The organism is Leucobacter luti (genome assembly GCF_004217175.1).
Lineage (GTDB): Bacteria > Actinomycetota > Actinomycetes > Actinomycetales > Microbacteriaceae > Leucobacter > Leucobacter luti.
Genome location: NZ_SHKI01000004.1, coordinates 94,272 through 118,197, shown reverse-complemented (window position 1 = coordinate 118,197; position 23,926 = coordinate 94,272). Strand labels below are relative to the sequence as shown.

20 protein-coding genes are annotated in these 23,926 nt (G+C 70.6%); 9 read left to right on the top strand and 11 right to left on the bottom strand.

Annotation, left to right across the window (positions count from 1 at the left end; genetic code table 11):
* Positions 1-206 precede the first annotated feature (206 nt).
* The 7 genes from EV139_RS06900 to EV139_RS06870 form a co-directional block, all read right to left on the bottom strand.
* On the bottom strand, positions 207-806 hold the full coding sequence (locus tag EV139_RS06900) for a YceI family protein (RefSeq protein ID WP_130453615.1): 600 nt from the start codon (positions 804-806) through the stop codon (positions 207-209).
* 114 nt (positions 807-920) lie between these two features.
* Complete coding sequence (locus EV139_RS06895) at positions 921-2,135, bottom strand: ABC transporter permease (protein WP_130453614.1); 1,215 nt, start codon at positions 2,133-2,135, stop codon at positions 921-923.
* Positions 2,132-3,103, bottom strand: coding sequence for an ABC transporter ATP-binding protein (locus EV139_RS06890; protein ID WP_420029111.1), 972 nt, complete (start codon positions 3,101-3,103; stop codon positions 2,132-2,134). Before EV139_RS06890 ends, EV139_RS06895 begins: the two co-directional genes overlap by 4 nt.
* Entirely contained in the window at positions 3,100-4,707 is a 1,608-nt protein-coding gene (locus tag EV139_RS06885; protein WP_241988981.1) for a hypothetical protein, read from the bottom strand. Before EV139_RS06885 ends, EV139_RS06890 begins: the two co-directional genes overlap by 4 nt.
* A gap of 5 nt (positions 4,708-4,712) precedes the next feature.
* Positions 4,713-5,756, bottom strand: a complete 1,044-nt coding sequence (locus EV139_RS06880) for a hypothetical protein (protein ID WP_130453613.1) — start codon at positions 5,754-5,756, stop codon at positions 4,713-4,715.
* Between the two features lie 221 nt (positions 5,757-5,977).
* Positions 5,978-7,183, bottom strand: a complete 1,206-nt coding sequence (gene metX / locus EV139_RS06875; protein WP_130453612.1) for a homoserine O-acetyltransferase MetX — start codon at positions 7,181-7,183, stop codon at positions 5,978-5,980.
* A gap of 100 nt (positions 7,184-7,283) precedes the next feature.
* Positions 7,284-8,606 (bottom strand): bifunctional o-acetylhomoserine/o-acetylserine sulfhydrylase, encoded by a 1,323-nt coding sequence (locus tag EV139_RS06870; protein ID WP_130453611.1) that lies wholly within the window; start codon positions 8,604-8,606, stop codon positions 7,284-7,286.
* A 209-nt stretch (positions 8,607-8,815) separates the two neighbouring features.
* Between EV139_RS06870 and EV139_RS06865 the strand changes: the two genes are divergently transcribed.
* The 5 genes from EV139_RS06865 to mfd all read left to right on the top strand — a co-directional run bounded on the left by EV139_RS06865 (position 8,816) and on the right by mfd (position 15,591).
* Positions 8,816-9,586, top strand: coding sequence for an SDR family NAD(P)-dependent oxidoreductase (locus tag EV139_RS06865; protein WP_130453610.1), 771 nt, complete (start codon positions 8,816-8,818; stop codon positions 9,584-9,586).
* Between the two features lie 4 nt (positions 9,587-9,590).
* On the top strand, positions 9,591-10,307 hold the full coding sequence (locus tag EV139_RS06860) for a uracil-DNA glycosylase (protein WP_241988980.1): 717 nt from the start codon (positions 9,591-9,593) through the stop codon (positions 10,305-10,307).
* Between the two features lie 274 nt (positions 10,308-10,581).
* Positions 10,582-11,166 (top strand): 50S ribosomal protein L25/general stress protein Ctc, encoded by a 585-nt coding sequence (locus tag EV139_RS06855; RefSeq protein ID WP_130453609.1) that lies wholly within the window; start codon positions 10,582-10,584, stop codon positions 11,164-11,166.
* A 151-nt stretch (positions 11,167-11,317) separates the two neighbouring features.
* On the top strand, positions 11,318-11,908 hold the full coding sequence (gene pth, locus EV139_RS06850; protein ID WP_130453608.1) for an aminoacyl-tRNA hydrolase: 591 nt from the start codon (positions 11,318-11,320) through the stop codon (positions 11,906-11,908).
* Positions 11,905-15,591, top strand: coding sequence for a transcription-repair coupling factor (gene mfd / locus EV139_RS06845; protein ID WP_130453607.1), 3,687 nt, complete (start codon positions 11,905-11,907; stop codon positions 15,589-15,591). The genes pth and mfd overlap by 4 nt, the downstream gene beginning before the upstream one ends.
* Positions 15,592-15,635: 44 nt before the next feature.
* Here mfd and EV139_RS06840 read toward each other — a convergent pair whose 3' ends face one another.
* A complete protein-coding gene (locus EV139_RS06840; protein WP_130453606.1) occupies positions 15,636-16,217 on the bottom strand; it encodes a hypothetical protein in 582 nt (193 codons plus the stop codon).
* A 202-nt stretch (positions 16,218-16,419) separates the two neighbouring features.
* Between EV139_RS06840 and EV139_RS06835 the strand changes: the two genes are divergently transcribed.
* Positions 16,420-17,178 carry a MazG nucleotide pyrophosphohydrolase domain-containing protein gene (locus EV139_RS06835; protein WP_130453605.1) on the top strand — a complete coding sequence of 253 codons (759 nt, stop codon included), beginning with the start codon at positions 16,420-16,422 and terminating at the stop codon, positions 17,176-17,178.
* Positions 17,179-17,274: 96 nt separating this feature from the next.
* Here the strand turns inward: EV139_RS06835 and EV139_RS06830 are convergent, their stop codons facing one another.
* Positions 17,275-18,153, bottom strand: a complete 879-nt coding sequence (locus EV139_RS06830; RefSeq protein WP_130453604.1) for a helix-turn-helix transcriptional regulator — start codon at positions 18,151-18,153, stop codon at positions 17,275-17,277.
* 109 nt (positions 18,154-18,262) lie between these two features.
* Here EV139_RS06830 and EV139_RS06825 point away from each other — a divergent pair, with 109 nt between their 5' ends.
* The 3 genes from EV139_RS06825 to EV139_RS06815 all read left to right on the top strand — a co-directional run bounded on the left by EV139_RS06825 (position 18,263) and on the right by EV139_RS06815 (position 22,370).
* The gene (locus EV139_RS06825) at positions 18,263-20,239 is read left to right on the top strand and encodes an AMP-binding protein (RefSeq protein WP_130453603.1); all 1,977 of its coding nucleotides are present in this window, start codon (positions 18,263-18,265) and stop codon (positions 20,237-20,239) included.
* An 83-nt stretch (positions 20,240-20,322) separates the two neighbouring features.
* Positions 20,323-20,754 carry a DUF485 domain-containing protein gene (locus EV139_RS06820; protein WP_130453602.1) on the top strand — a complete coding sequence of 144 codons (432 nt, stop codon included), beginning with the start codon at positions 20,323-20,325 and terminating at the stop codon, positions 20,752-20,754.
* Positions 20,751-22,370, top strand: coding sequence for a solute symporter family protein (locus tag EV139_RS06815; protein ID WP_130453601.1), 1,620 nt, complete (start codon positions 20,751-20,753; stop codon positions 22,368-22,370). Before EV139_RS06820 ends, EV139_RS06815 begins: the two co-directional genes overlap by 4 nt.
* 138 nt (positions 22,371-22,508) lie before the next feature.
* Here the strand turns inward: EV139_RS06815 and EV139_RS06810 are convergent, their stop codons facing one another.
* The gene (locus EV139_RS06810; RefSeq protein WP_237464442.1) at positions 22,509-22,874 is read right to left on the bottom strand and encodes a GntR family transcriptional regulator; all 366 of its coding nucleotides are present in this window, start codon (positions 22,872-22,874) and stop codon (positions 22,509-22,511) included.
* Positions 22,871-23,908 (bottom strand): hypothetical protein, encoded by a 1,038-nt coding sequence (locus EV139_RS06805; RefSeq protein WP_130453600.1) that lies wholly within the window; start codon positions 23,906-23,908, stop codon positions 22,871-22,873. The genes EV139_RS06810 and EV139_RS06805 overlap by 4 nt, the downstream gene beginning before the upstream one ends.
* Positions 23,909-23,926: the final 18 nt, after the last annotated feature.

Below are 23,926 nucleotides of genomic sequence, written 5' to 3'. Positions count from 1 at the left end.
TGACGCAGGAGCACCAGACTCCCGCGGGAGCTTTCGTGAGAAAGCACCCGCGGGAGTTCGTTTTTTCCTGTGCGACCACGGGAAGCGGGCGAGGCGCACACGCCCAGCAGCGCAGGGGGCGCGCGGTGCGCACCACGCTGCGCCGGCGGGCGCGCCCGCACAGCGGAACTGCCTCGCGCGGGCGGGCGTTCCCCGGCGCGGGCCGGCTAGCGCGCGGTCAGGACGAGGTGCGCCGAGAGCTCGTCGAGCGGGAAGCGCTTTCCTGCGAGCAGGGGGTTGTCGGGGATCGAGAAGTCGACGTCGAACTCGACCGACTCTTTCGTGAGCTCCGTGGGCGTGAGCTGCAGGGTGATGCCCGGCCGCTCGACTCCGTTGACCGTGAGCGTCCCGATCGCGTACACCGTGGTGTCGGTGCTCCCCTCGCGGCGCAGCACCGTCGGCTGGCTGAGTTCGAAGGAGCCCTCGGGGAAATCTGCAACGGCGACGTTGATCTGCCCCTCGGTGATCACGCCATCCTTGAGCACCAGGTACCCGGATGACTCGATCTGGCTCTCGATGGCGCGGGTGAGCGCCCCGCCCACGGGGGTGCGGAGTGCGGTCTCGGCGACGTCGTACACACGCTCGGCGGGGAGCTGCAGCAGATCTGAGTCGGGGGCGGCGTAGAGCTCAGCAGCGTGCACCGTCGTGTCGGTCGCTGCGGCGCAACCGGTGAGGCACAGCGGAATGCTGGCGGTAACGACGGCTGCAAACCCGAGGGTGCGCACTGAGCGCCCCGCGGCAATTCGACGTACGTGTGACACGCTCACAGATCCGTTTCTCCTCCCCGTGTGGCAACAGGATCCGAGCTTACGCGCGGAAGGTGGGAGGCTCCCGAAAGTCCGGTGTGAGCGGCTCGGGATCCGCCGCTCGTCAGTGCCGGGCTACGCATCGCGCAGGGCGTCGACGGGCTCCACCCGCGCCGCCTTGATCGCCGGGTAGCCGCCGGCGAGCAGCCCGACGAGGGCCCCCACCACCACCCCGACGGGGGCCGCCCACACGGCGAGCACCGGGGTCCAATCCTGAACCAGACACACGCCTATCAGCGCGAACAGACCAACGACCACGCCGATGAGCCCCCCGAGCACGCCGATCGTCACCGACTCGAGCATGAACTGCTGCGCAATGTCGCGAGTCCGTGCGCCGAGCGCGCGGCGCAGGCCGATCTCGCCGCGGCGCTCAGACACGGACAGGAGGGTCACGTTCGCGATCCCGATCCCGCCGCCGATGAGCGCCACAATTCCAATCGCGAGGAACAGCACGTTGACGTCGGATTCGACCTGGTTCTGCAACTCGCTTGAACTCGCCGGGGCGCCCACCTTAAACGCCTCGGGCCGGTTCGGGTCGAGGGCGATCGGTGCCTGCCGCGCCACCACCGAGCCGGCGCCAACATCGATCCGAATGTCGAGGCTCTCCGCGACAGTGAGCCCGAGCTGGGCGCGGGCGGTAGTGATCGGCACGATGACGGCGTCCAGCAGGTTGTCGCGGGTCCCCACTTTTCCGAGTATCCCGATCACCGTGTACGCGCGCCCGTCGATGAAGATCGCGGGCTGCCCGGTGATGCGATTGATGCCGAGGGTCTTCGCCGCGCCCGCCCCCAGCACCACCACGCGATCGGCGCGTTCGTCGTGCCCGGAATCGAAGAACCTGCCGGTGCGCACCGACCCCTTGACGACCTCGAGGAGTTCGGGAGACGTCGCCACCACCGGGGGAGACGCCTTGGGCGGTTCCGACGGATCCTGTACCTCGACCGCCGCGACGGTCGTTGCAGCCGGCAGCTTGCCGATCAGCGCGGAGTGCACCACGCCCGCGAGCGGTTCGACGCGGCGCACCGAGTCCCACGGCAGCTTCGACGTGGCGCGCTCCTTGCCGCCAGCGCTGTTCGCCGAGCCCGGCTCGACGGTGACCCGTGTCGCGGCGAGCGCGTCGAACTGCTGCGAGATCTGCCCCGCCGCGGTCTGCGCGAAGCCGATGGTCGCGACGAGCGAGGCGATTCCGAGCACGGTGCCGATGAGGGTGATCACGAGCCGGGACGGGCGCGAGCCGATCCCCTCAAACGCCTCGTGGACGAGCGCCCGGAGCGAAATCTGACCGCTCATGACAGCTCCGACAGTTCGCCGTCGTTGATGCGGACCCGGCGCTGCGCGGAGTCCGCGACGGCCGCGTCGTGGGTGATCATCACGATCGTGAGGCCGTCCTGGCCGAGCTCGTCGAAGAGACGCATGATTGAGGCGGAGTTCTCTCGGTCGAGGTTGCCGGTCGGTTCGTCGGCGAGGAGCAGGCGGGGCGAGGTGCAGACCGCGCGGGCGATGGCGACGCGCTGGCGCTCGCCGCCGGAGAGCGTGTTCGGGGAAAACTCCACGCGGTGGCTGAGCCCCACGCGGTCGAGCGCGGTGCGGGCGAGCGGTTCGCGCTCGTCGCGGGTGAGCCCCGCGTACGTGCCGGCGAGCATCACGTTCTCGAGCACGCTGCGAGTGGGCATCAGGTGGAACGACTGAAACACGAAGCCGACCGCTCGGCCGCGCAGGGCGGACCGCTCATCGTCGCTGAGGCTCGCGACGTCGATGCCCTCGAACTGGAAGCGGCCGGTGCTGGGGCGGTCGAGCAGGCCGAGCGTGTTCAGCATGGTCGACTTGCCAGATCCTGACGGTCCCACGATCGCGAGATAGTCTCCCCGCTCCACCGTGAGGTTCACCCCGCGGAGTGCGTTGACGGGCGGCGGGCCGGGGAAGAACCGGGTGACGTCGTCAAGCTGCACGATCGGTCCGGCGAAATCCGGGTCTCCGGCGCGCAGCAACTGTTCCGGGGCTCCGGCATCGTCACCGGCAGCGCCGCCGACTGCGCGTTCGCCCGCGCCCCGGCGCGCGAATACGCGGGAGACCCAGCCGCGCGGCCGCTCCCGCGCGGCCCGCCGGGCCTCGGCGGGAGTCTCGGCGCCCGGGGGAGCCGCGCTGGGATCCTCGGCGTCGGCGAGCCCGTTGAGTCCGTCGAGCCCCGCAAGCGCTTCAAGCCCGTCGAGCTCGCTGGCCGCTGCGGGCTCGGCGGCGGGGCGCTCAGCCCGGCTCATCGGCCGACCACAACCTCGGCCCCCGGCTCGATCCGCGGATCCTCGGAGGAGATCTCTACGTAGCCGTCTGCGGCGAGCCCCGCAAGTACCGTGACGTTCTCGGTTTTCGCGTCGTCTCCGGAACCGCGCTCGAGCAACAGCTCGACTCGATCCTCGCCCCCCGATCCCGCTGAGAGCGCGGCGATGGGCACCGCGAGGACATCCCCGTCGGTGGCCGCCACGGGGATTCTGATTCGGACGTTATTGCCGCGCAGCGCGTCGATCTGCGCTGCGCTGAGCTTGCCCGGAGTGAGCCGCACGGTGTAGCGGGCGGAATCACCGGAGGCCGCGCCGCCGCTCTGTCCGCCACCCTGGCCGCCGTCGTCGTCGCCGCTGCCCGCGTCGCCCGATTTCCCCTTCTTCGGAGCGATGATCTTCTGCACCGTGGCCGTGAGATCCTCGCCGTCAGGGCCCGGGAAGGTGGCCGTGAGCCCCTCGGAGAGCAGCTCCGCGTCCTGCTTGGAGATCGTGCCCACAATGGTGAGCGTTGCGCCCGAGACGGTCATGGGGGAGGTCGACAGGATGTCGCCGCGTGCCACGGAGACATCGTCCACGCGGCGGGGGAGGTCGCTGAGGAAGAGCGCCTCACTCGAGGGGAGCGTCGGCAGCACCCCCTCCTGCGCGGTGGCGAGCGCCTCCTGCGCGTCGATGAGCGCGTCGTTCGCCGCCGTCACGGAGGCGCGCTGTGCGGCCGGGTCCGGGCCGCCCTCGCTCACGGCCGCCTGCAGCTCGGCCTGTGCCTGCGCGAGCTGCACGCCCGCGTCGCGCGCGGAACGCTCGGCCTGCTGCAGCGTGTCCTGCGCCTCGGGGCCGCCGCTCGCCGTGGCGTAGCCGATCTGCTCGTACAGCGTGCCCAGGGCGGTTGCGGTGTCGTATTCGAACTGGTCGGAGCCGAGATCGCCGGCCCAGTATCCCATGCTGCTGAGGGCGCTCTTGAGCTGCGTCACGTCTGGCCCGCGCATGCCGACGCTGAGGTTGCGGTAGGCGGGCAGCTCGCCGGGGAACACGATGACCGGGCGGCCCGCGACCTCCAGGGCGATGCTGCCGGCGTTGAACTCAGCACCGGCCTCCGGGACGTGCCCGGTGATCACGGGGCGCGCGTCGGAGCCACCAGTGTCGAGCGACACGTCAACGGCGTCCGCGTACGTCACATCGCCCCGCGTCACTACCGTGTTCTCGATCTCTCGCGTTTCTACCGCCGCGGTGACGGGGCCCGCCTTGGGTGGGGCGGTGCGCGCCGCAAGCTCGGCCGGGGACACGATGAACTGCATGACCGCGATCCCGATGAGGAGCGAGACCACCGCGACCGCGGCGATGAGTGCGACGAGCCGCGTTCCCGACCAGGCGCGGCGGGTGCGCGCAGGGGCCCGCGTGCCCGCGGCGTCCTGGCCCTCGCTCGCGTCTGCCGGTGCGGGGGCGGTGTCCGTGTCGAAACTGGTCGTCGCCTCCGGTGCAGCGGGCTCCGGTGCAGCGGGCTCCGGTGTCGCGGCGTCCGGGGCCGCGGGGGAATCGGGAGTCGCCGCATCGGAGGCCTGCGCCCGTCGGCCGCGCCGGGGAAACTTCACTGCGGCTAGTCCTTCTTCTTCGCGCTGTACTTTGACAGGAGCGCGTCGAGCTCGGCCTGGTGCTGGTCGACGAACTTCTGCTCAAGGGCAAACTGCACCTTCATCTGCTTCTCCTGGTACTTCGTCTTCGTCTGGCAGGCGAAATCGGCGGTCGCCACCTCGATCTCGCGCTTCGCGAACGCGTCGGAGTCTTCCTTGCTCGGCTCGCGGTACTCGCCCTCGTCGCCGTCGGGCATGCCGAGCGCGTTGTACTCGTCATACATGACGTTTTGCGCGGCCATCGGGCTGGTGAAATCCGGATAGCCGGATTCCTCCATGCAGGCGGCCCAGGACTGGTCGATCTTGGTCATCTCCGGGTTCGGGTTCTCCTCGTCGTAGAGCTCCGTCCAGACGTCGTTCATTGAGTCGAAGAGATCGGTGAACTCGGGATCCTCGTACATCTCCATGTCGTTGCCGGACTTCTCCTGCTGCGCGAGCTGTGCGGCGCCGTAACAGCCCTGCTCGCTGAGGTCGGGGGAGTACCCGCCCTCGCTCGCCTCGATCTCGGCCCACTCCTCCTCGCTGAGGCTGGGTCCGGAGAGGGTCTCGTAGTACGCGGTCTGCTCGGACTCGCTCAGCGAGTTGACGTAGTCCTGATTCGGGTCGACGTACTCCTCCTCGGTGCCGCCCATGCCCTGCTCAATCCACGGGGAATTGACGATGCCGTAGCCGTACTCCTTGGCGAACTCCTCGGTCCCCATCTCCGGGCCGTCCATGTCCTCGGTGTTGTACACCTGACCCGCGTTTTGCGTGTTGGGGGTGTATTCAAACCCTTCCTTGGCCATGCACGCGGCGACGAACTCCTCGGTCTCGAGGTTTTGCTTGTCGAACTGCTCCTGCGTCATCTCCTGACCGTCCCACAGCGCGGTCATGTACTTCGAGAGTGGGCCGTCTTCGAGGGACGGTGTGCCGGTGCCGCCGTCTCCGCCGCTGCACCCCGTGAGGGTCAGCGCGGCGACCGCAATCGCGGCGGGGGCCCAGAAACGGACAGTACTCGTGCGTGTGATCATGGCACCTCAATCTGCAGGGGTGTCGGCGTGGGCGAGTCCCGGGGCTCGACGATGAGTAAATCGTCAAGCTAGCACACCAGTTGTCAGAGGAGCCCGAGAATCTGAGTGGTTCTCAGATGACACGTGGCGGGCCCCTGCGGTGCGTGGAGCGCACGCGAATCGCCGTGCGACAACGTCCCGGCCGCGGCCGCGCCCACGACGGCCCCGCCGGCGCCGCGGGGCTAGGCTGCGAGGAGCCGGGCCAGCTGAGCGCCGACGCGCTCGGACTCGATGAGGAACGCGTCGTGCCCGAACGGCGAGTCGATCCGCGTGGCGCGATCCCCGTCGAGGTTGCCGGGGGTGTGCCGAGCGATTTCGTCCTGGCCCTCGAGTGTGAACAGGCGGTCGCTCGGGATCCCGAGCACGAGGGTCGGCAGGTCGAGCGTTGAGAGCGCGGCGCGCACGCCGCCGCGGCCGCGGCCCACGTCGTGCGAGTTCATCGCCTGCACGAGCGTGACGTAGCTGCCGGCATCGAAGCGGCGCGTGAACTTGTTGCCGTGGAAGTCGAGGTACGACTCGACGGCGAAGCGGCCCCCGCCGCCGAGCGGGCTGACCGCGGACTGCCACGCGCGGCCGAACCGCTCGTCGAGCTCGGTGTTGCTGCGGTAGTTCAGCAGGGCGAGGCGGCGGGCCGTCGCGAGGCCGTGCGTCGGCCCGATCCCGTCGGGCGCGTCGTAGTAGTTGCCGCCGCGGTAGGACGGATCCGAGCGAATCGCCTCCAGCTGCACGAGGTTCAGGCCGATCTGGTCCGCGGTCGTGACCGGGGGGGCGGCGATCACCGCGAGCCGGTCGAGCCGATCCCGCTGGGTGAGCCCCCACTCAAGTGCGTGCATGCCGCCCATCGAGCCGCCGATCACGGCGCGGAAGCTCGCGATTCCGAGCTCGTCGGCGAAGCGCGCGGTCGCGGCAACCTGATCCCGGATCGTGAGGTAGGGGAAGCTCCCGCCCCACTCGCGTCCCTCGGGGGAGAGCGATGCGGGGCCGGTTGAACCCTGGCAACCGCCGAGCACGTTTGGTGCGACGATGCAGAAGCGATCGGTATCGAGCGGCCGGCCGGGGCCCACGATCTCGGCCCACCAGCCGTCGGTGGGGTGGCCCGCGCCCGCGGAGCCGACGAGGTGGCTGTCTCCGGTGAGGGCGTGGAACACGAGGATCGCGTTGTCGCGGCGCTCGTTGAGCTCCCCGAACGTCTCGTACGCGATGCGCACGTTCGGGATCTCGCCACCGAACTCGGTCGCGAGATCCCCGATCGCGGCGAACTTGCGGTCGCCAACGGGGTCGCCGTCGCGCCAGCCGCCCGAGATTGGCGGCCGACCCATGAGCGCGCGCAGCTGCGCGTCGGTGATGAAGTCAGTGGGGAACGAGTCCTCGGGGGTCTGCCAGTCCATAGTTCCCCATTCTGCCCGGGTTCCGGGGCGCCCGAGCGAATGTTACGCCCGAGCTCGCTGGCCGGGACCGTGCCGGGCCAGCGAGCTCGGGTGAGTGCGGCTAGACCCGCGCCGCGGCAACGACCGCGCGTGCGGCGGCGAAGCCCTTCTCGAGGTCCGCCTTGATGTCGTCGATGTGCTCGAGGCCCACCGACAGACGCACGAGGCCCGGGGTCACGCCGGCCGTGAGCTGCTGCTCGGGCGTGAGCTGCGAGTGCGTGGTCGACGCCGGGTGGATGATGAGCGAGCGCACGTCGCCAATGTTCGCGACGTGGCTGAACAGCTCCACGTTCTCGACGACCGCGCGCCCGGCATCAACACCGCCCTTGAGCTCGAACGAGAGCACCGCACCGACGCCCTTCGGGGCGTAGGTGTTCGCCGCCGCGTACCAGGGGCTCGTGGGGAGGCCCGAGTAATACACGGTGGCGACGTCCTCGTGCGAGTCGAGCCACTCGGCGACTGCCTGCGCGTTCTGCACGTGGCGCTCGATCCGCAGCGACAGCGTCTCGATGCCCTGCAGCAGCAGCCACGCGCTCAGCGGTGCGATCGACGAGCCGAGGTCGCGCAGCAGCTGCACGCGCGCCTTGATGATGTAGGCGATCGCGTCGCCGACCGCGCCCGTGTAGCTGACGCCGTTGTAGGAGGGGTCGGGCTCGGTCAGACCTGGGAACTTGTCCGCGTGCTCCGACCAGGGGAACGTGCCGCCGTCGACGATCACGCCGCCCAGCGTGGTGCCGTGACCGCCCAGGAACTTGGTGGCCGAGTGCAGCACGATGTCGGCGCCGTGCTCGAACGGGCGCACCAGGTACGGGCTCGCCACGGTGTTGTCAACGATGAGGGGCAGGTGGTTCTCGTGTGCCACGTCGGCGATCGCGCGGATGTCGAGCACGTTCGAGCGCGGGTTCGCGATCGACTCGGCGAAGAACAGCTTCGTGTTGGGGCGCACGGCGCGCTGCCACGCCGCCGGATCGTCCTGATCCTCAACGAACGTGACCTCGATCCCGAGCTTCGCGAGCGAGTACTTGAACAGGTTGTACGTGCCGCCGTAGATCGAGCTCGACGAGACGATGTGGTCGCCCGCGTTCGCGATGTTCAGCACGGCGAACGTCGACGCCGCCTGCCCGCTCGCGAGCAGCAGTGCTCCGGAGCCGCCCTCGAGCGCGGCGATGCGCTGCTCGGCAACCTCCTGCGTCGGGTTCGTGATGCGCGTGTAGATGGGGCCCAGCTCGGCGAGCGCGAAGCGGTTGGCGGCCTGGTCTGCATCCTCGAAGACGAAGGCCGTGGTCTGGTGGATCGGGAGCGCGCGCGACCCGGTGGTGGGGTCGGGCTGCTGCCCGGAGTGGATCTGCTTGGTTTCAAAGCCCCAGGCGTTCTGTTCTGACATGAATGCTCCTCGGTACTGATGCCGGACGACGGTGAATTGTGAAAGACAGGGGTGCTGCAATCACCGAGCGTACGAGGGAGTTCCCACCCCGGCAATTGAACGCGACACCCTGCGTAATGATAGACGCGCGGGGCGGGCGCGCCCCGGAGCTAAGCTGGCGGCAAGAACGCGGCGAGACGCGGCGGAACTCAGCGAGAACGGAGCACAGCATGCTGAAACGGGTCGTGGTGACCGGAGCGAGCTCGGGGATCGGTGCCGCGACGGTGCGACGCTTCACCGAGCTGGGGTGGCAGACCGTGGCCGTGGCGCGCCGCGCGGACCGGCTGCAGCAGCTCGCCGCCGAGACCGGGGCGCACCCGGTGCAGTGCGACGTGACCGACGAGGCGCAGGTCGCAGCGCTCGCCGCAGAGGTGGCTGCGACGGGCGGGGCGGTGGGGCTCGTCAACAATGCCGGCGGCGCGCTCGGCACCGAGTCGGTCGAGGCGTCCTCAAACGACGACTGGCGGCGCATGTTCGAGGTCAACGTGCTGGGCCTGCGCTCGGTGACCGCGGCGCTGCTCCCCGTGCTGCCCGCGGGGGCCGCGGCGACCGGGTGGGCGTCGATCCTCAACCTGACCTCCACCGCGGGGCACGCTGCGTATCCCGGCGGGGGCGGCTACAACGCGGCGAAGTACGCGGCGCACGCCGTGACCGAGGTCTTGCGGCTCGAACTCGCGGGCGAGCCGATTCGGGTCATGGAGCTCGCGCCGGGGCTGGTGCACACCGAGGAGTTCACGCTCAACCGGTTGCGGGGCGACGCCGAGGGTGCCGCGCGCGCGTACGCCGACGTGACGCCGCTGCTCGCGGAGGATGTCGCCCGCGTGCTCGTGGGGGCGTTTGAGCAGCCGCCCCACGTGAATCAGGACCTGATCGTGCTGCGGCCCGTCGCGCAGTCGAGCGTGTTTCACACCCATCGCGGTCCGCTCGCGCCGAGGGGCTGACCCCGTGGATCTCGAATCGCTGCGCGCCGCCGGAGCGATTGCCCCGGACTGGGCCGACGCGCTCGCGCCCGCGGCCGAGCAGCTTGCCGCGGCCGGGCACTTCGTCGCGGCTGAGCGGGCCGCCGGACACGAGGTGCTGCCGGATCGGGATCGCGTCTTCGCGGCGTTTGCGCGCCCGCTCGCCGAGGTGCGCGTGCTCATCGTGGGCCAGGATCCGTATCCCACACCGGGGCACCCGATCGGCCTGTCGTTTGCGACCGCGCCCGGCGTGCGGCCGCTGCCGCGGAGCCTGCAGAACATCTCACGCGAGCTCCAGACGGACATCGGTGCGCCCCCGCTCACGCACGGCGACCTCACCGGGTGGGCCGATCAGGGCGTTCTGTTGCTCAACCGCGTGCTCACCGTGCGCGCCGGCGCGGCTGGATCGCACCGGCAGCGCGGCTGGGAGGCGGTGACCGAGCGGGCGATTGAAGCACTGGTGGCGCGGGGCGGACCGCTCGTTGCGATCCTGTGGGGAAACGACGCGCGGGCGCTCGCCCCGCTGCTCGGCGAGGTGCCGCGCATCGAGAGCGCGCACCCGTCCCCGCTGTCCGCCGCACGCGGATTCTTTGGCTCGGCCCCGTTCAGTCGCGCAAACGCCGCGCTCGTCGCGCAGGGCGCCGCCCCGGTGTCGTGGGCGCTCGCCCCGGCGCCGGACGCGCAGCCGGCGCTCTGGGACTGAGCCGGCGCCCTGGGACTGAGCCGGCGCTCTGCGATGGATTCGGTGCCCCTGACTTGATCCGGCGCTCCGGGGGACTGAGCGGTGGTCCCGGCCCGCGCCCGGCATCGTGTAGACTTGGGCGCTGTACTTCGGCGAGGGGCGCGTGCGCCCGTTATCGACGCGGGACGGAACGCCTCTGCGGGCCATCTTGCTGCGTTACAACGCAAGTGCGAGACACCAATCCCGGCGGCCTGGCCGCCCATCATTGGGCGAAAGCCCGCAAGGAGAGATCACTATGAGCGATTCAAACCAGCTCGTCGGAACCCCCCGCGACACCTTCGGCAAGGGCGTCGCCCGCAAGCTGCGCGCGATCGGCCAGACCCCGGCGGTCGTTTACGGCCACGGCACGGATCCGGTGCACATCTCGCTGGAGACCCACCCGCTGAGCCTCATCCTCCGCCAGGCGAACGCCCTGATCGAGGTCGACGTCGACGGCAAGAAGCACCTCGTGCTCGTCAAGGACGTGCAGAAGGATCCCGTACGCCAGATCATCGAGCACGTTGACCTGATCGTGGTCAAGAAGGGCGAGACCGTCGAGGTCGAGGTCCCCGTGCACGTCGTGGGCGAGCCGTTCTCCGGCACCAACGCGCTGCAGGAGCTCAACACGCTCCGCCTGAGCGCTCTCGCCACCTCGATCCCCGAGAGCGTCGAGGTCAACGTTGAGGGCCTCGAAGACGGCACCCAGATCCTCGCCGGCGCCGTCGAGCTCCCCAAGGGCGCCAGCCTGCTCGACCCGGCCGACGCGCTCGTCGTGAACGTTGTCGCCCCGCGCGGCAACGCCGCTGACGACGAGGCAGACGCTGAGGAAGCCGCCGAGTAGTCTTCGCACACATTCTGGCCCGTCGGGTCGGCGTTCACGCCGATCCGACGGGCCGTTTGACTCTGTGGGGGTGTGTCAGTGGTCCCTGCGATCATTGAGTGCACGGAGGTGTTGAGTGTTCTGGCGAAAACGAAATCAAGTGGAGGACCGCGTGGCTGAGGACAGCTGGTTGATCGTTGGCCTGGGAAATCCCGGGGCGAAGTACGAGACGACGCGTCACAACGTGGGCCAGATGGCACTCGACGTGCTCGCAGAGCGGATCGGCGGCCGGTTCTCCCCGCACAAAGCCGGAGCTCGGATCGCCGAGGGGCGGCTGCGCCCCGGTGGGCCCAAACTGATTCTCGCCAAGTCGAACGGCTACATGAACACCTCGGGCGGTCCCGTGTCCGGGCTCGCAAAGTACTTCGGGGTGCCCGCGGACCGCGTGATCGCGATCCACGACGACCTCGACCTGCCGTTTGACTCGATCAAGCTCAAGCAGGGCGGCGGCCACGGCGGCCACAACGGCCTTCGCGACATCGCGAAGGCGCTCGGCACCCCAGACTACTTCCGCGTGCGCGTGGGGATCGGACGCCCGCCCGGGCAGCAGGATCCAGCCGACTTCGTGCTGAAGCCGTTCGGCTCCACGGAGCGGGGCAACCTCGGGGTACTGCTCGAAGACGCCGCCGACGCGACCGAGGCGCTCGTTGCAGACGGCTTGCTCGCGGCCCAGCAGCGCTTCCACGGCCGGAGCGGCTCATGACGCTGCGCGGGATTGACCGCCTGCTTGAGTCCTCCCCGTCGTTTGCGCGCGCGCTGGATCACAGCGGGGCGGACGCCGAGTTCTCGGTGCCCGAGGGCCTGCGCGCGCCCCTCATTGCCGGCCTGGTGCGCCGCCGGCGCGAGGCGGGGGACCGCGGCGCCCTCCTCCTTATCGCCGCGACGAGCCGCGAAGCGGACGCGCTGCGTGCGGCGCTCGCCTCGCTGATCCCCGAGGCCGTTACCGTCGAGTTTCCGGCATGGGAAACCCTGCCACACGAGCGCCTGAGCCCCAGCGCCGAGACCGTGGGCCGCCGCGCTGCGGCCCTCCGCATGATTCGCGAGCAGGCGCAGGCCGCCGCGACGCCGGGCAGCGACGCCCCGCCGCTCATCGTGGTCGCCTCGGTGCGGGCGGTGCTGCAACCGGTTTCCCCGCACGCGGCGTACGCCGAGCCGCTCACGCTGCGCGCCGGCTCCGAGTCGATCGGCCTCGAAACGGTCGCGCGCGACCTGGTCGCGCGCGCCTACACCCGCGTTGACATGGTCACGCGGCGCGGCGAGTTCGCCGTGCGCGGCGGCATCCTCGACGTGTTTCCGCCGGAGGCCGCGCAGGCGGTTCGGGTCGACTTCTTCGGCGATGAGGTGGATCAGATCCGCCGCTTCGCGGTCTCAGACCAGCGCAGCGCCGGCGACCCGCTCGACGCGGTCGAGCTGTGGCCCGCCCGCGAACTGCTGCTCACCGACGACGTGCGGCTGCGCGCGGCCGAGCTGCTGCCGCGCTTCCCGGCGCTGTCTTCGCTCCTCGAAAAACTGAGCGAGGGCATCCCGGTCGAGGGCATGGAGAGCCTGCTGCCGCAGCTCGTCCCGGGCCTGCAGCCGCTCACCGCGCTCCTGCCCGAGGGCGGCGCCGTGCTCGTGGCGTCCCCCGAGCGCATCGCCGGGCGCGCGGTGAGCCTCGCGGAGACCAACCGCGAGTTCCTTGAGGCCGCGTGGCACGCCGCGACGGCCGGGGCCGACGCGCCGATGCCGATCGAGGACGGCGGCATGCTCACCGTCGCGGAGCTGCGGGCGGCATCCGCGTCGCGACCCTGGTGGACCGTCTCCAGCTTCGTCCACGACGACGCGGAGTTCCCGGCGGCCGACGAGCCAGATACCGCGCCGGGCGGCGCGGCTGGCGCGACGGCGGCGACCGACGCCGCAGAGATCACCGTGCACGGCGGCCCGCTGCCGCGGCCGCCCCAGGGCGCCGACGCGACGGGGGCAGCGATTCGGCTGATCGGCGAGCGGGTCCGCGACGGCTGGCGCGTGGTCGTCACCGCGCAGGGGACCGGCCTCGTCGAGCGCGCACGCGACGTGCTCGCCGAGGCGGGGGCTGCCGCGCGCATCGTCGAGGAGGTCCCCGCAGAGTTCGAGGCGGGCGTCGTCTACCTCGTGGCCGGCACCGCGTGGTCGGGCTTCCAAAGCGCGGAGGCGCGGCTGGTCCTCGCCACCGAGACCGAGTTCTTCGGCCGCGCAATCAGCGCGCAGGCCGCGACCGGCCAGAAGCTCGCGAAGCGCCGCGGCAAGAACGTGGTCGACCCGCTCAAGCTCGTGGCCGGCGATTACGTGGTCCACGAGACTCACGGCATTGGCCGCTTCGTTGAACTCACGCAGCGCATGGTCCCCACCGGCATCGGCCGCGACGCGACGAAGGCGCTGCGCGAGTACCTCGTGCTTGAGTACGCCTCCACGAAGCGCGGCATGCCGCGCGACAAGCTCTACGTTCCCACCGACCAGCTCGATCAGCTCTCCCGCTACGTGGGCGGCGAGGCGCCGGCCCTCTCCAAGATGGGCGGCAGCGACTGGTCCACGGCCAAGAGCAAGGCCCGCAAGGCCGTCCGCGACATCGCCGTCGAGCTCGTGAAGCTCTACTCGGCGCGCGTGGCCTCGAAGGGGCACGCGTTCTCCCCGGACACCCCGTGGCAGCACGAGCTCGAGGAGGCGTTCCCGTACGCGGAGACGCTGGATCAGCTCACCACGATCGACGAGGTGAAGAAGGACATGGAGAGCCCGATCCCCATGGATCGGCTCGTGGCCGGCGATGTCGGCTTCGGCAAGACCGAGGTTGCGGTGCGCGCCGCATTCAAGGCGGTGCAAGACGGCAAGCAGGTCGCCATGCTGGTCCCCACGACGCTGCTGGTCAACCAGCACCTCGAGACGTTCCAGGACCGCTTCGCCGGGTTCCCCGTGCAGCTGCGCCCGCTCAGCCGCTTCCAAACCGAGAAGGAATCGAAGGACACGATCGACGGCCTCGCCGCCGGCACCGTCGACGTGGTGATCGGCACGCACCGCCTGCTCTCGGAGAGCGTGCTCTACAAAGATCTGGGCCTCCTCATCATCGACGAGGAGCAGCGCTTCGGCGTCGAGCACAAGGACGCGCTGAAAAAGCTGAAGACCAACGTCGACATCCTCGCGATGAGCGCCACCCCGATCCCGCGCACGCTTGAGATGGCGGTGACCGGAATCCGTGAGATGTCCACGCTCGCCACGGCACCCGAGGACCGGCACCCGATCCTCACGTTCGTGGGCCCGCGCAGCGACAAGCAGATCACGGCCGCTATCCGGCGCGAGCTGCTCCGTGAGGGCCAGGTCTTCTTCGTGCACAACCGCGTGAGTTCGATCGCGCGGGTGGCCGCGCAGCTCGCCGACCTCGTGCCGGAGGCGCGCATCGCGATCGCGCACGGCAAGCTCTTTGAGCACCAGCTTGAGCAGGTGGTGCAAGACTTCTGGGAGCGCAAGTACGACGTGCTCGTCTCGACCACCATCATCGAGACCGGCCTCGACATCGCGAACGCGAACACGATCATCATCGACGCCGCCGACAAGTACGGCCTGAGTCAGCTGCACCAGCTGCGTGGCCGTGTGGGCCGCAGCCGCGAGCGCGCGTACGCGTACTTCCTCTACGACCCGGAGAAGCCGCTCACCGAGCACGCGCACGAGCGGCTCGACACCCTCGCCGCCAATAACGAGCTCGGCGCGGGCATGCAGGTCGCGCTCAAGGACCTCGAGCTGCGCGGCGCGGGCAACCTGCTCGGCGGCGAGCAGTCCGGCCACATCGCCGGGGTCGGCTTCGACCTGTACCTGCGCATGATCGGCGAGGCCGTCAACACGTTCAAGGGTGAGGAGGTCGCCGGGAACGTCGAGCTGATCCTCGAGCTTCCCGTCGACGCGCACATCCCGGAGGAGTACGTGGAGAGCGAGCGGCTGCGCCTCGAGGCCTACCAGAAGTTCTCGGCGGCCTCGCACCCGCAGGCGCCAGACGACCACGTTGCGCTCGTGCTCGAAGAACTCACCGACCGCTACGGTGAGCCCCCGGCCGAGGTGCAGCGACTCGCCGCGGTGTCTGCCCTGCGTCGGCGCGCAGCGAAGCTCGGCCTCTCGAAGGTGGTCGCGGCCGGCCCAGCGCTGCGCCTCGAACCAGTGAAACTGCTCGATTCGCGCCGCATGCGCATGAACCGCATGTACCCGGGTGCCAGGTACACGGAGGCGACCGGCGCGCTGCAGATCCCGCTCCCCGGTGGCACCGCGAGCTCCCGCAGCCCGCTCGCCGGGGTGGGGCAGCCGAAGACGGGCGACGAGGGCGACATCGTGGCGTGGACCACGCGCGTGATCGCCACCCTGCTCGAGGACGACGCGCCGGCGCAGTAGGCCTGACGGGTCGCCGCGCGCGGGGCCCGCGGGTGCGGCCGGGACTACTCGGCCGCGCAGGCCTCCTGCAGCCGGGCTCCGGTCTCTTGCAGGGCCGGCAGTCGCTGCGAGAAGAGCGCGGTGAGTTCGCCGCCGTACTCCTGCAGCGCGCCGAGCTTGCTCAGATCACCCGAGGTGAGTCCCGCGAGGTCCGGGGCGCCGAGGGCCGCGATGTCGGTCGCGAGCCCGCTCCACTCGGTCTGCGCCTCGCCGAGTGCCGCGAGCACAGCCGGGTCAGTGATCGACGCCGATGCCGCGTCGAGCGCCTCGATCACCGGGTCGACCAGGGCGCCGGCGTCGACCGGCTCGCCCGCGAGCGCGTCGGCGATGAGCTGCGGCCCGCTCTGCGCGGCCTCGCTGGTGACCCGGTCGATCGCGGCGCTCGCCACCTGACACTTTGAGCCAGACGCCGCGGCCTCGGACGTGCCGCCGCCGGACCCGCCAGAGCCGCTCCCGGCGCTCGACCCGCCGGAGCCGGGGAGCCCCGGAATCGCGATGCTGCAGGCGCTGAGCGGCAGCATCAGGAGCGCGAGCGCGGCGGCCGCGGCTGCCCCGCGACCGCGGACGGGGGTGAACCGGCGTGTCATTGGTGTGATCCTTCGCGTGGAAACGTGAAGTCCCTCACACTACCCCGTGCGGCTGACACTTTCGGGTGCCGCCGGTGGCGGCCCGATCGGAGGCCAGATTTGGGTGGGCGGTGCGCTCGGCAGTGCGGTCGGGCGAGCGATCGGGGGCCCGCGGGACGGGAGATCTCCGCTCACGTCCAGGGGCGGTGAGTAGTGTGGTTGCATGGAAAGCGCGAGCATCGGAGCCGACATCCACCCCGACAAACCCAGCGCCGCGAGCGGTCTCGACGCCGCCGCGGCAGCGGTCGCGAGAGCTGCGCAGACGGTGCAGCGCATGGTCTCGCCCGGCGGCTGCGCCTGGCACGAGGCGCAAACGCACGAGAGCCTCACCCCGTTTCTGATCGAGGAGGCCGCCGAGTTCGTCGACGCGATCGAGCGCGAGCTGCCGGCCGCCGAGATCCGCTCCGAGCTGGGCGACGTGCTCTACCAGGTGCTGTTTCACGCGGCAATCGCCGAGCGTGACGACGAGGGATACGGCCTCGCCGAGGTGGCGGATCACCTCACCGACAAGCTCATCGCGCGGCACCCGCACGTGTTCGGCGATCGCGGCTACATGAGCATCGAGGAGTTGCACGCGGAGTGGGAGCGCCTCAAGGAGGACGCCGCTGGCGAGGAACGCGGCTCGCGCGGCGTGCTCGACGGCATCCCTGCCGGAATGCCCACCCTCGCCCGCACGGCCAAGATCGTGGAGCGGTTGAAGCGGGCCGGGCTCGTGAACCCGGGAGCGGGGGAGGGCGCGCCCGACGACCCGCTCGCCGCCGCTATCGGCCCCGACGAGCAGCGGCTCGCCGAGGTGGGGATCGGCGACGCGATGCTCACGCTCGTGATGCGGGCAAACTCGGCGGGGGTCGACCCGGACCGCGCCCTGCGGCTCGCGGCCGACCGGCTCTCCGCGCGCGTGATGCACGACGACGCCTCCTGAGGGTGCCGCCCAGCGCAAGCGTCCGCCGGCGGACCGCGCGGGCTCTCCGCGGGACGGTTGCGCGGGCGCGCAGCGAGACGCCTGGGCGGCCCCGCGCTAGCTGATGAGGCCGCGGCGGCGCGCGGCGGCGACCGCCGCGTGCCGCGTCGACGCGCCCAGCTTCGTCATTGCGGTCTTCATGTAGCTCTTCACGGTGCTCTCCGCGAGGGCGAGGGCGACGGCGATTTCCTGATTCTTCAGTCCGGTGGCTGCGTGGATGAGTACGTCGAGCTCGCGCGGCGCGAGCTGCACCTGGTCGACCTCGGGCGCGGGGGAGCCGAGCCTCATGAGGCGCCGTTCGAGCGCCGCGAGCCGCGCCCGGGTCTCGGGTTCGCCGGTTTCGGCGGCGATCTGGCGCAGCTCTGCGTGGCCCGCGCGCAGCTCCTCGAGGATTCCGCTCGGGATTGCGGCGAGCCCCGCGTCCGGAGGCCCGTGGCTGTGCAGGGGGCCGGGCCGGCTCACGGTCTCGGCGACGCGGCGCGCCACCTCGTCCTGAAACTTCACCTCCTGCGCGAGCGCGCGGGCGATCGCGACGCCCGCCTGCACGAACCGCGTCTGCGGGCGTACGGCGGTGCGCGTGGCCCCGTAGAGCACGCCGCGCACGTCGCCGGCGAGCACGACTGGCACGGCGAAGAGCGTGCGCACGCGCTCGGCGCCGATCTCGAGGTCGTAGTCGTGCGTAATGAGCGGTGAGTGCGCGTAGTCGGACGTGATCCGCGGTCGCACCTCGCTCATCGCGCGCCCGCCGAGGCCGCGGCTGTGCTCCACGCGGAGACCTTGCAGGCTGTCGGTGTGGTTGCCGGTCATTGCGGTGACGGTGGTGACCCCGGCGGCCTCAAATCCGCCGAAGGTGAGGGGGAACGCGGTTTCGCGGGCGAACTCGGCGACGGCGTCGGCCAGCGCCCGCTGCAGATCGGGGTGGGGGGAGTGCGTCATTGAAACTACCAACTTTCGGGGGTACTGCGATGGTAGACGCACTCCTAGCATCGTGGAAACACCTCGCAAAGATGCAGTGTGGGTCTGACGATTTCAAGGGAGAAATGTCGTGACACTTAGTACCGAACATGGCAAAGTTGCGCGCTACAGCGACGTCTGGCGGGACAGCCAGAGCGATCCTGAGGGCTTCTGGTTGAAGGCGGCCGAGCGGATCGACTGGGTCGCCAAACCGCAGACCGCACTGACGCAGCGCAGCGACACCGACTGGAGATGGTTCGCGGACGGCACACTGAACGTGTCCGCAAACGCGCTTGACCGACACGTTGCCGCGGGCCGTGGCGACACGACCGCGCTGATCTACGACTCTGCAATGACGGGCACCACCGCGCGGCTGAGCTACCGCGAGCTGCGGGACCGGGTTGCCGCGTTCGCCGGGGCGCTCCGCGGCCTCGGGGTCGAGGCGGGCGACCGGGTGCTGGTGTACTGCCCTATGACCCCGGAGGCCGTCATCGCGATGCTCGCCTGCGCCCGGATCGGGGCGATCCACTCCGTCGTCTTCGGCGGCTTCGCGGCGAACGAGCTCGCGATGCGGATCCGCGACGCACAGCCGCGGGTGATCGTGACCGCGTCGGGCGGCCTCGAGCCAGGCCGGGCGGTGGAGTACCTGCCGCTCGTGAGCCGCGCGCTCGAGATCTGCGGGGGCGCGGCCTCCGGCGTCGAGGCGGTCGTGGTGCGCGACCGCGAGGCGGTGCCCGGATCCGCCGCCGACTACGCGGCGGACTCCGAGATCCCGTGGCTCGACTGGGACGAGCTCGTCGCCGACGCGGAGCCGGCGGACCCCGTCCCGATGCGCGCCGACGACCCGCTCTACATCCTCTACACCTCCGGCACCACGGGGAGCCCCAAGGGAATCGTGCGCGACAGTGGCGGGTACGCGGTGGCGCTGTCGTGGGTGATGCAGCACGTCTACGACTTCGGGGTGGGCGACACGATCTTCACCGCTTCGGACGTCGGCTGGGTGGTGGGCCACTCGTTCATCGTCTACGGCCCGTTGCTCGCGGGCGGCACCACGGTCCTGTACGAGGGCAAGCCGGTGGGCACCCCGGATCCCGGTGCGTTCTGGCGGGTACTCGCCGAGACCGGCGCGAAGGTGCTCTCGACCGCGCCAACGGCGCTGCGCGCGATCAGGCGCGAGGATCCGGAGCTCACCGAGCTGCGCAAGTACGACCTCTCGCGGCTACAGGCCGTGTACCTGGCGGGGGAGCGGATGGACCCGGAGACCTGGCACTGGGTGCGCGACGGGCTGGGCGTTGAGATCGTCGATCACTGGTGGCAGACGGAGACGGGCTGGCCCATCTGCGCAAACCCGCTGGGGATCGAGACGCTGGAGGCGAAGGCCGGCTCGACGACGGTCCCGATGCCGGGCTTCGACGTGCGCATCGTTGACTCCGCGGGGGCCGACATCACGGCGCCGGGAGTCGAGGGAAACATCGGGATCCGGACCCCGCTCCCGCCGGGGGCCATGCTCGAGATCTGGGGGAGTCGCCAACGCTTCATCGACTCCTACCTGACCGCGTTCCCGGGCTACTACGCCACGGGCGACGCCGGGCACTTCGACGAGGACGGCCACCTGTTCGTGATGGGCCGCACCGACGACGTGATCAACGTCGCCGGACACCGCCTCTCAACGGGCTCGCTCGAGGAAGTGCTGCTGCTGCACCCCGCGATTGCCGAGTGCGCCGTGATCGGCGCGCACGACGAACTCAAGGGCCAGCGGGCCGCGGGCTTTGTGACCGTGAAGCACGGCGTGCGCGTCACCGCTGAGGATCTCGCGGCGGAGCTCGTGCGGCTCGTGCGCGAGCACATCGGCCCGGTCGCGGCGTTCCGCGACGTCACCGTGCTCAACCGGCTCCCGAAGACGCGGTCGGGCAAGATCCTGCGCAAAACAATGCGGCAGATCGTTGACGGGGAACCCTACACGGTGCCCGCCACGATCGAAGACACGGGAGTGGTCGACGACTTCATCGACGCGCTCGCCACGACCGTCACGGCGCCGCCCACGCGCGCCGTCACGATCCCGCGCTGACTCACGCGGCGAGTCGGCGCGAGATCCGCTGCCGGCCGGCCGCCCTCCACCCCAACTCACCCCTCATGCGGCAAGGAGGCCCCATGGTTCACAACACCCCACCCATCACCCCGCCCGATTCGCCGCCCGGTCCGGCGCGCGCGGGCGGCAACCCCGGCGACGTCGAGGTCGACTACGTCGATTTTCAGGCGCGCCCCGAGTTTCAGGAGCTGCGGCACCGCTTCCGCCGCTTCGTGTTTCCCGTCACCGTCGCGTTCATGATCTGGTTCCTTGGATACGTGCTGCTCGCGGCATTCAACCACGAGTTCATGGCGCGCCCGCTGCTCGGCCTCAACGTGGGGCTGTGGCTCGGACTTGCGCAGTTCGTCACCACGTTTGGGATCACAATGTGGTACGTCCGCTTCGCGAACCGGCGCCTCGATCCGGTCACCGAGGGGCTGCGCGCGGAGCTTGAGGACATCGCCGCGGGCGCTGCCCCCAATCAGGCACACGAGACTGAGGCGGGCACCAAATGAACACGCTGAGCATGCTCCGGCTGGAGACGAGCGCCGAACAGAACCCGGTGCTGAACATCTCGATCTTCCTCGCGTTCGTGGCGGTGACCATGGTGATCGTGATCCGTGCGAGCCGCAACAACCGCAGCGCGGCCGACTTCTACGCCGGAGGCCGCGCGTTCACCGGCCGTCAGAATGGCATCGCGATCGCCGGCGACTACCTCTCCGCGGCCTCGTTCCTGGGCATCTGCGGCGCGATCGCGATCAACGGCTACGACGGCTTCCTCTACTCGATCGGGTTCCTCGTTGCCTGGCTCGTCGCGCTGCTGCTCGTGGCCGAGCTGATGCGCAACACAGCGAAGTTCACGATGGCCGACGTGCTCTCGTTCCGCCTGCGCCAGCGCCCGGTACGCATGGCCGCGGCGCTCACCACGCTCGCCGTGTCGTTCTTCTACCTGCTCGCGCAGATGGCGGGCGCGGGCGGGCTGGTGTCGCTGCTGCTCGGCATCGACGACGGGCTCGGCCAGTCGCTCGTGATCGCGGTGGTCGGCGTGGTGATGATCATGTACGTGATGATCGGCGGCATGAAGGGCACCACCTGGGTGCAGATCATCAAGGCGGTTCTGCTGATCCTGGGCGCCGGGGCGATGACGATCTGGGTGCTCGCGCTCAAGGGCTTCAACTTCGCCGCGGTGCTTGAGGCTGCGGTGCAGCACCCGGAAAACCAGAACGGGGCCGCGATCCTCGCGCCGGGGCTCCAGTACGGTGCGAACCCGATCGACTTCGTCTCGCTCGCGCTCGCGTTGGTGCTCGGCACCGCCGGACTCCCGCACGTGCTCATGCGGTTCTATACGGTTCCGACGGCGAAGGAAGCGCGGCGTTCGGTGGTGTGGGCGATCTGGCTGATTGGGATCTTCTACCTGTTCACGCTCGTGCTCGGGTTCGGTGCCGGGGCGCTCGTGGGCCCCGAGACGATCATGAACGCGCCGGGCGGGCAGAACTCTGCCGCGCCGCTCCTCGCGGCGGAGCTGGGCGGGCCGCTGCTGCTCGGCTTCATCTCGGCCGTCGCCTTCGCGACGATCCTCGCGGTGGTGGCCGGGCTCACCATCACGGCGTCGGCGTCGTTCGCGCACGACATTTACAACAGCGTGATCAAGCGGGGCACCGCGTCAGCGAAGCAAGAGGTGCGCGTCGCGAAGATCACGACGCTCGTGATCGGCGCCGCAGCGATCCTCGGCGGGATCGGGGTCCAGGGGCAGAACGTTGCGTTCCTCGTCGCACTCGCGTTTGCCGTGGCCGCCTCGGCGAACCTGCCGACGATCCTGTACTCCCTGTTCTGGTCAAAGTTCACGACCCGCGGCGCGGTCTGGTCGATGGTGGGCGGTCTGGTCACTGCGATCGGCCTGATCGCGCTGTCGCCCGTCGTGTCCGGTGACCCCACCGCGATGCTCGGAGACGGTGTCGACTTCGCGATCTTCCCGCTGAAGAACCCTGGCATCGTCTCGATCCCGGTGGGCTTCCTGCTCGGCTGGCTCGGGTCGATCACTGACCCGGGGCGCGAGTCGAAGAAGCTTGCGGCGGAGATGGAGGTGCGCGCGCTCACCGGGTACGGCGCGGAGCCGCCGGTGAAGCACTGAGGTTCGGGGGTCCGGATCCGCGATCAGGACCCCCGTCTCGCACGGCATCGGCGCGGGCCGGGTGCGCCTCCCACCGGGGGCGCACCCGGCCCGCGGCGGTGCGTGGGCGCTCGGCGGTGCGGCCCGGAGCAGTGCTGCCTAGTCGGTCGCCCCACCCCAGAGGGCGCGCACCACGGCGACCGCGTCGTCAACGCTGACTCCCGCAGCCTGCGCCTCGGCAGCGAGCGCCCGGGCGCGCTCGACGACAGCTTGCGGTGCGCGCGAGGAACCGGGGGCAACCCGGGTGCCGGCCGCGGTGCGGGTGACCACCAGACCCTCCTGCTCCAGTGCCCGGTACGCCTTCGCCGCGGTCGCCTGTGCGATCCCGAAGTCGCGCGCCGTCTGGCGCACCGTGGGGAGGCGCTCGCCGTCGCCGAGCTGGCCGGCTCGGATCGCACCGCGGTACAGCTCGGCGATCTCGTCCGCGGTGCGGGGGAGCGCCGAGTCGGGGGTCATAGCGTTCATGGTGCCACGCTGACCGCGGGCTGCTCCGCAGCCGCGCGGTTCCAGCGCACCGCGGCGCGCACGGTGTCCACGGCGAGGCGGAGCAGCAGCGCGGCGCCGAGCCCCTGAATGACGTAGCCGCCGCGGTGCATCAGCGGAGCGAAGGCCTGATAATCGCTCCCGCCGAAGACCGGGAGCGCGTCCGGGTCCGCGGGTGCCATGATCAGGTCGATGCCGATGCTGCGATCGCCCGCGAAGCCGATGAACGCACAGACCGCGCCGAGCGTGAGCAGCAGCCCGCCGAGCACGAGCAGCACCATCATGCGCGCGGTGGCGGTGCGCTCCGCGCGGGTGTCCGCCGCGGATACGCGGGCGGACGCCGGCCGGTTGGCGTCGGCGGCGAGCGCGGTGCAGAGCGCGGCTGCGGCGGCCCCGATCGCGAGGAGCGTGACGAGGTGGTTGGGCCACCCGGCGCCGGCCGCGTACCCGGAGCCGCCGAGCACGGTGAAGTACACGGGGAGGTCGGTCGCCTCGGGCACGATCCCAAACCGGTTGGCGCCCGCGGGGGCACTCACCCCGATGAGCGTGTGCCAGCCCGCGGTGAGCGCGAGGACGCCAGCCGCCCCGATTGCGGTCCACAGCGGCGCGCGCGGCGTAAACGCCCACCAGTGGCGGCGCGGCGCGAGCGCGCGCTCTCCCGGCGCCGGGCGCGGCTCGCGGGAGAGCACCGCGGCGCCGAGCGCGACCACGAGCGCCGCGGCGAGGAGCGGGGCGGGGCGGCGCCACCAGCCGTCGAACCCGCTCGCGTCGACCACGCCCGCGCGGTAGCCCAGCCAGCTCGTTCCCGTCGCGACGGCGAGGAGGGCGAGTGAGCCGCAGATGCCGAGCCACGTGAGGGCGCTCGCGCGCCGCTCGCGACTCGGCAGCGAGACTAGGCGCCGCGGCACGACCCAGGACAGGGCGAAGAAGGCAAGTCCCAGGGTGAGGGCGACCTCGATTGGGAAGATTTCTTTCGCCTGCCACAGCAGCGTGCGGAGCCAGTTCAGTGCGTCCACGGGGATCCTCTCGTCATT

Coding starts and splice junctions, on each gene's coding strand:
- EV139_RS06895 (WP_130453614.1), bottom strand. CDS start 2,135: ATGAGCGGTCAGATTTCGCTCCGGGCGCTCGTCCACGAGGCGTTTGAG.
- EV139_RS06890 (WP_420029111.1), bottom strand. CDS start 3,103: ATGAGCCGGGCTGAGCGCCCCGCCGCCGAGCCCGCAGCGGCCAGCGAG.
- EV139_RS06880 (WP_130453613.1), bottom strand. CDS start 5,756: ATGATCACACGCACGAGTACTGTCCGTTTCTGGGCCCCCGCCGCGATT.
- metX (WP_130453612.1), bottom strand. CDS start 7,183: ATGGACTGGCAGACCCCCGAGGACTCGTTCCCCACTGACTTCATCACC.
- EV139_RS06870 (WP_130453611.1), bottom strand. CDS start 8,606: ATGTCAGAACAGAACGCCTGGGGCTTTGAAACCAAGCAGATCCACTCC.
- EV139_RS06865 (WP_130453610.1), top strand. CDS start 8,816: ATGCTGAAACGGGTCGTGGTGACCGGAGCGAGCTCGGGGATCGGTGCC.
- EV139_RS06855 (WP_130453609.1), top strand. CDS start 10,582: ATGAGCGATTCAAACCAGCTCGTCGGAACCCCCCGCGACACCTTCGGC.
- mfd (WP_130453607.1), top strand. CDS start 11,905: ATGACGCTGCGCGGGATTGACCGCCTGCTTGAGTCCTCCCCGTCGTTT.
- EV139_RS06840 (WP_130453606.1), bottom strand. CDS start 16,217: ATGACACGCCGGTTCACCCCCGTCCGCGGTCGCGGGGCAGCCGCGGCC.
- EV139_RS06835 (WP_130453605.1), top strand. CDS start 16,420: ATGGAAAGCGCGAGCATCGGAGCCGACATCCACCCCGACAAACCCAGC.
- EV139_RS06830 (WP_130453604.1), bottom strand. CDS start 18,153: ATGACGCACTCCCCCCACCCCGATCTGCAGCGGGCGCTGGCCGACGCC.
- EV139_RS06820 (WP_130453602.1), top strand. CDS start 20,323: ATGGTTCACAACACCCCACCCATCACCCCGCCCGATTCGCCGCCCGGT.
- EV139_RS06815 (WP_130453601.1), top strand. CDS start 20,751: ATGAACACGCTGAGCATGCTCCGGCTGGAGACGAGCGCCGAACAGAAC.
- EV139_RS06810 (WP_237464442.1), bottom strand. CDS start 22,874: ATGAACGCTATGACCCCCGACTCGGCGCTCCCCCGCACCGCGGACGAG.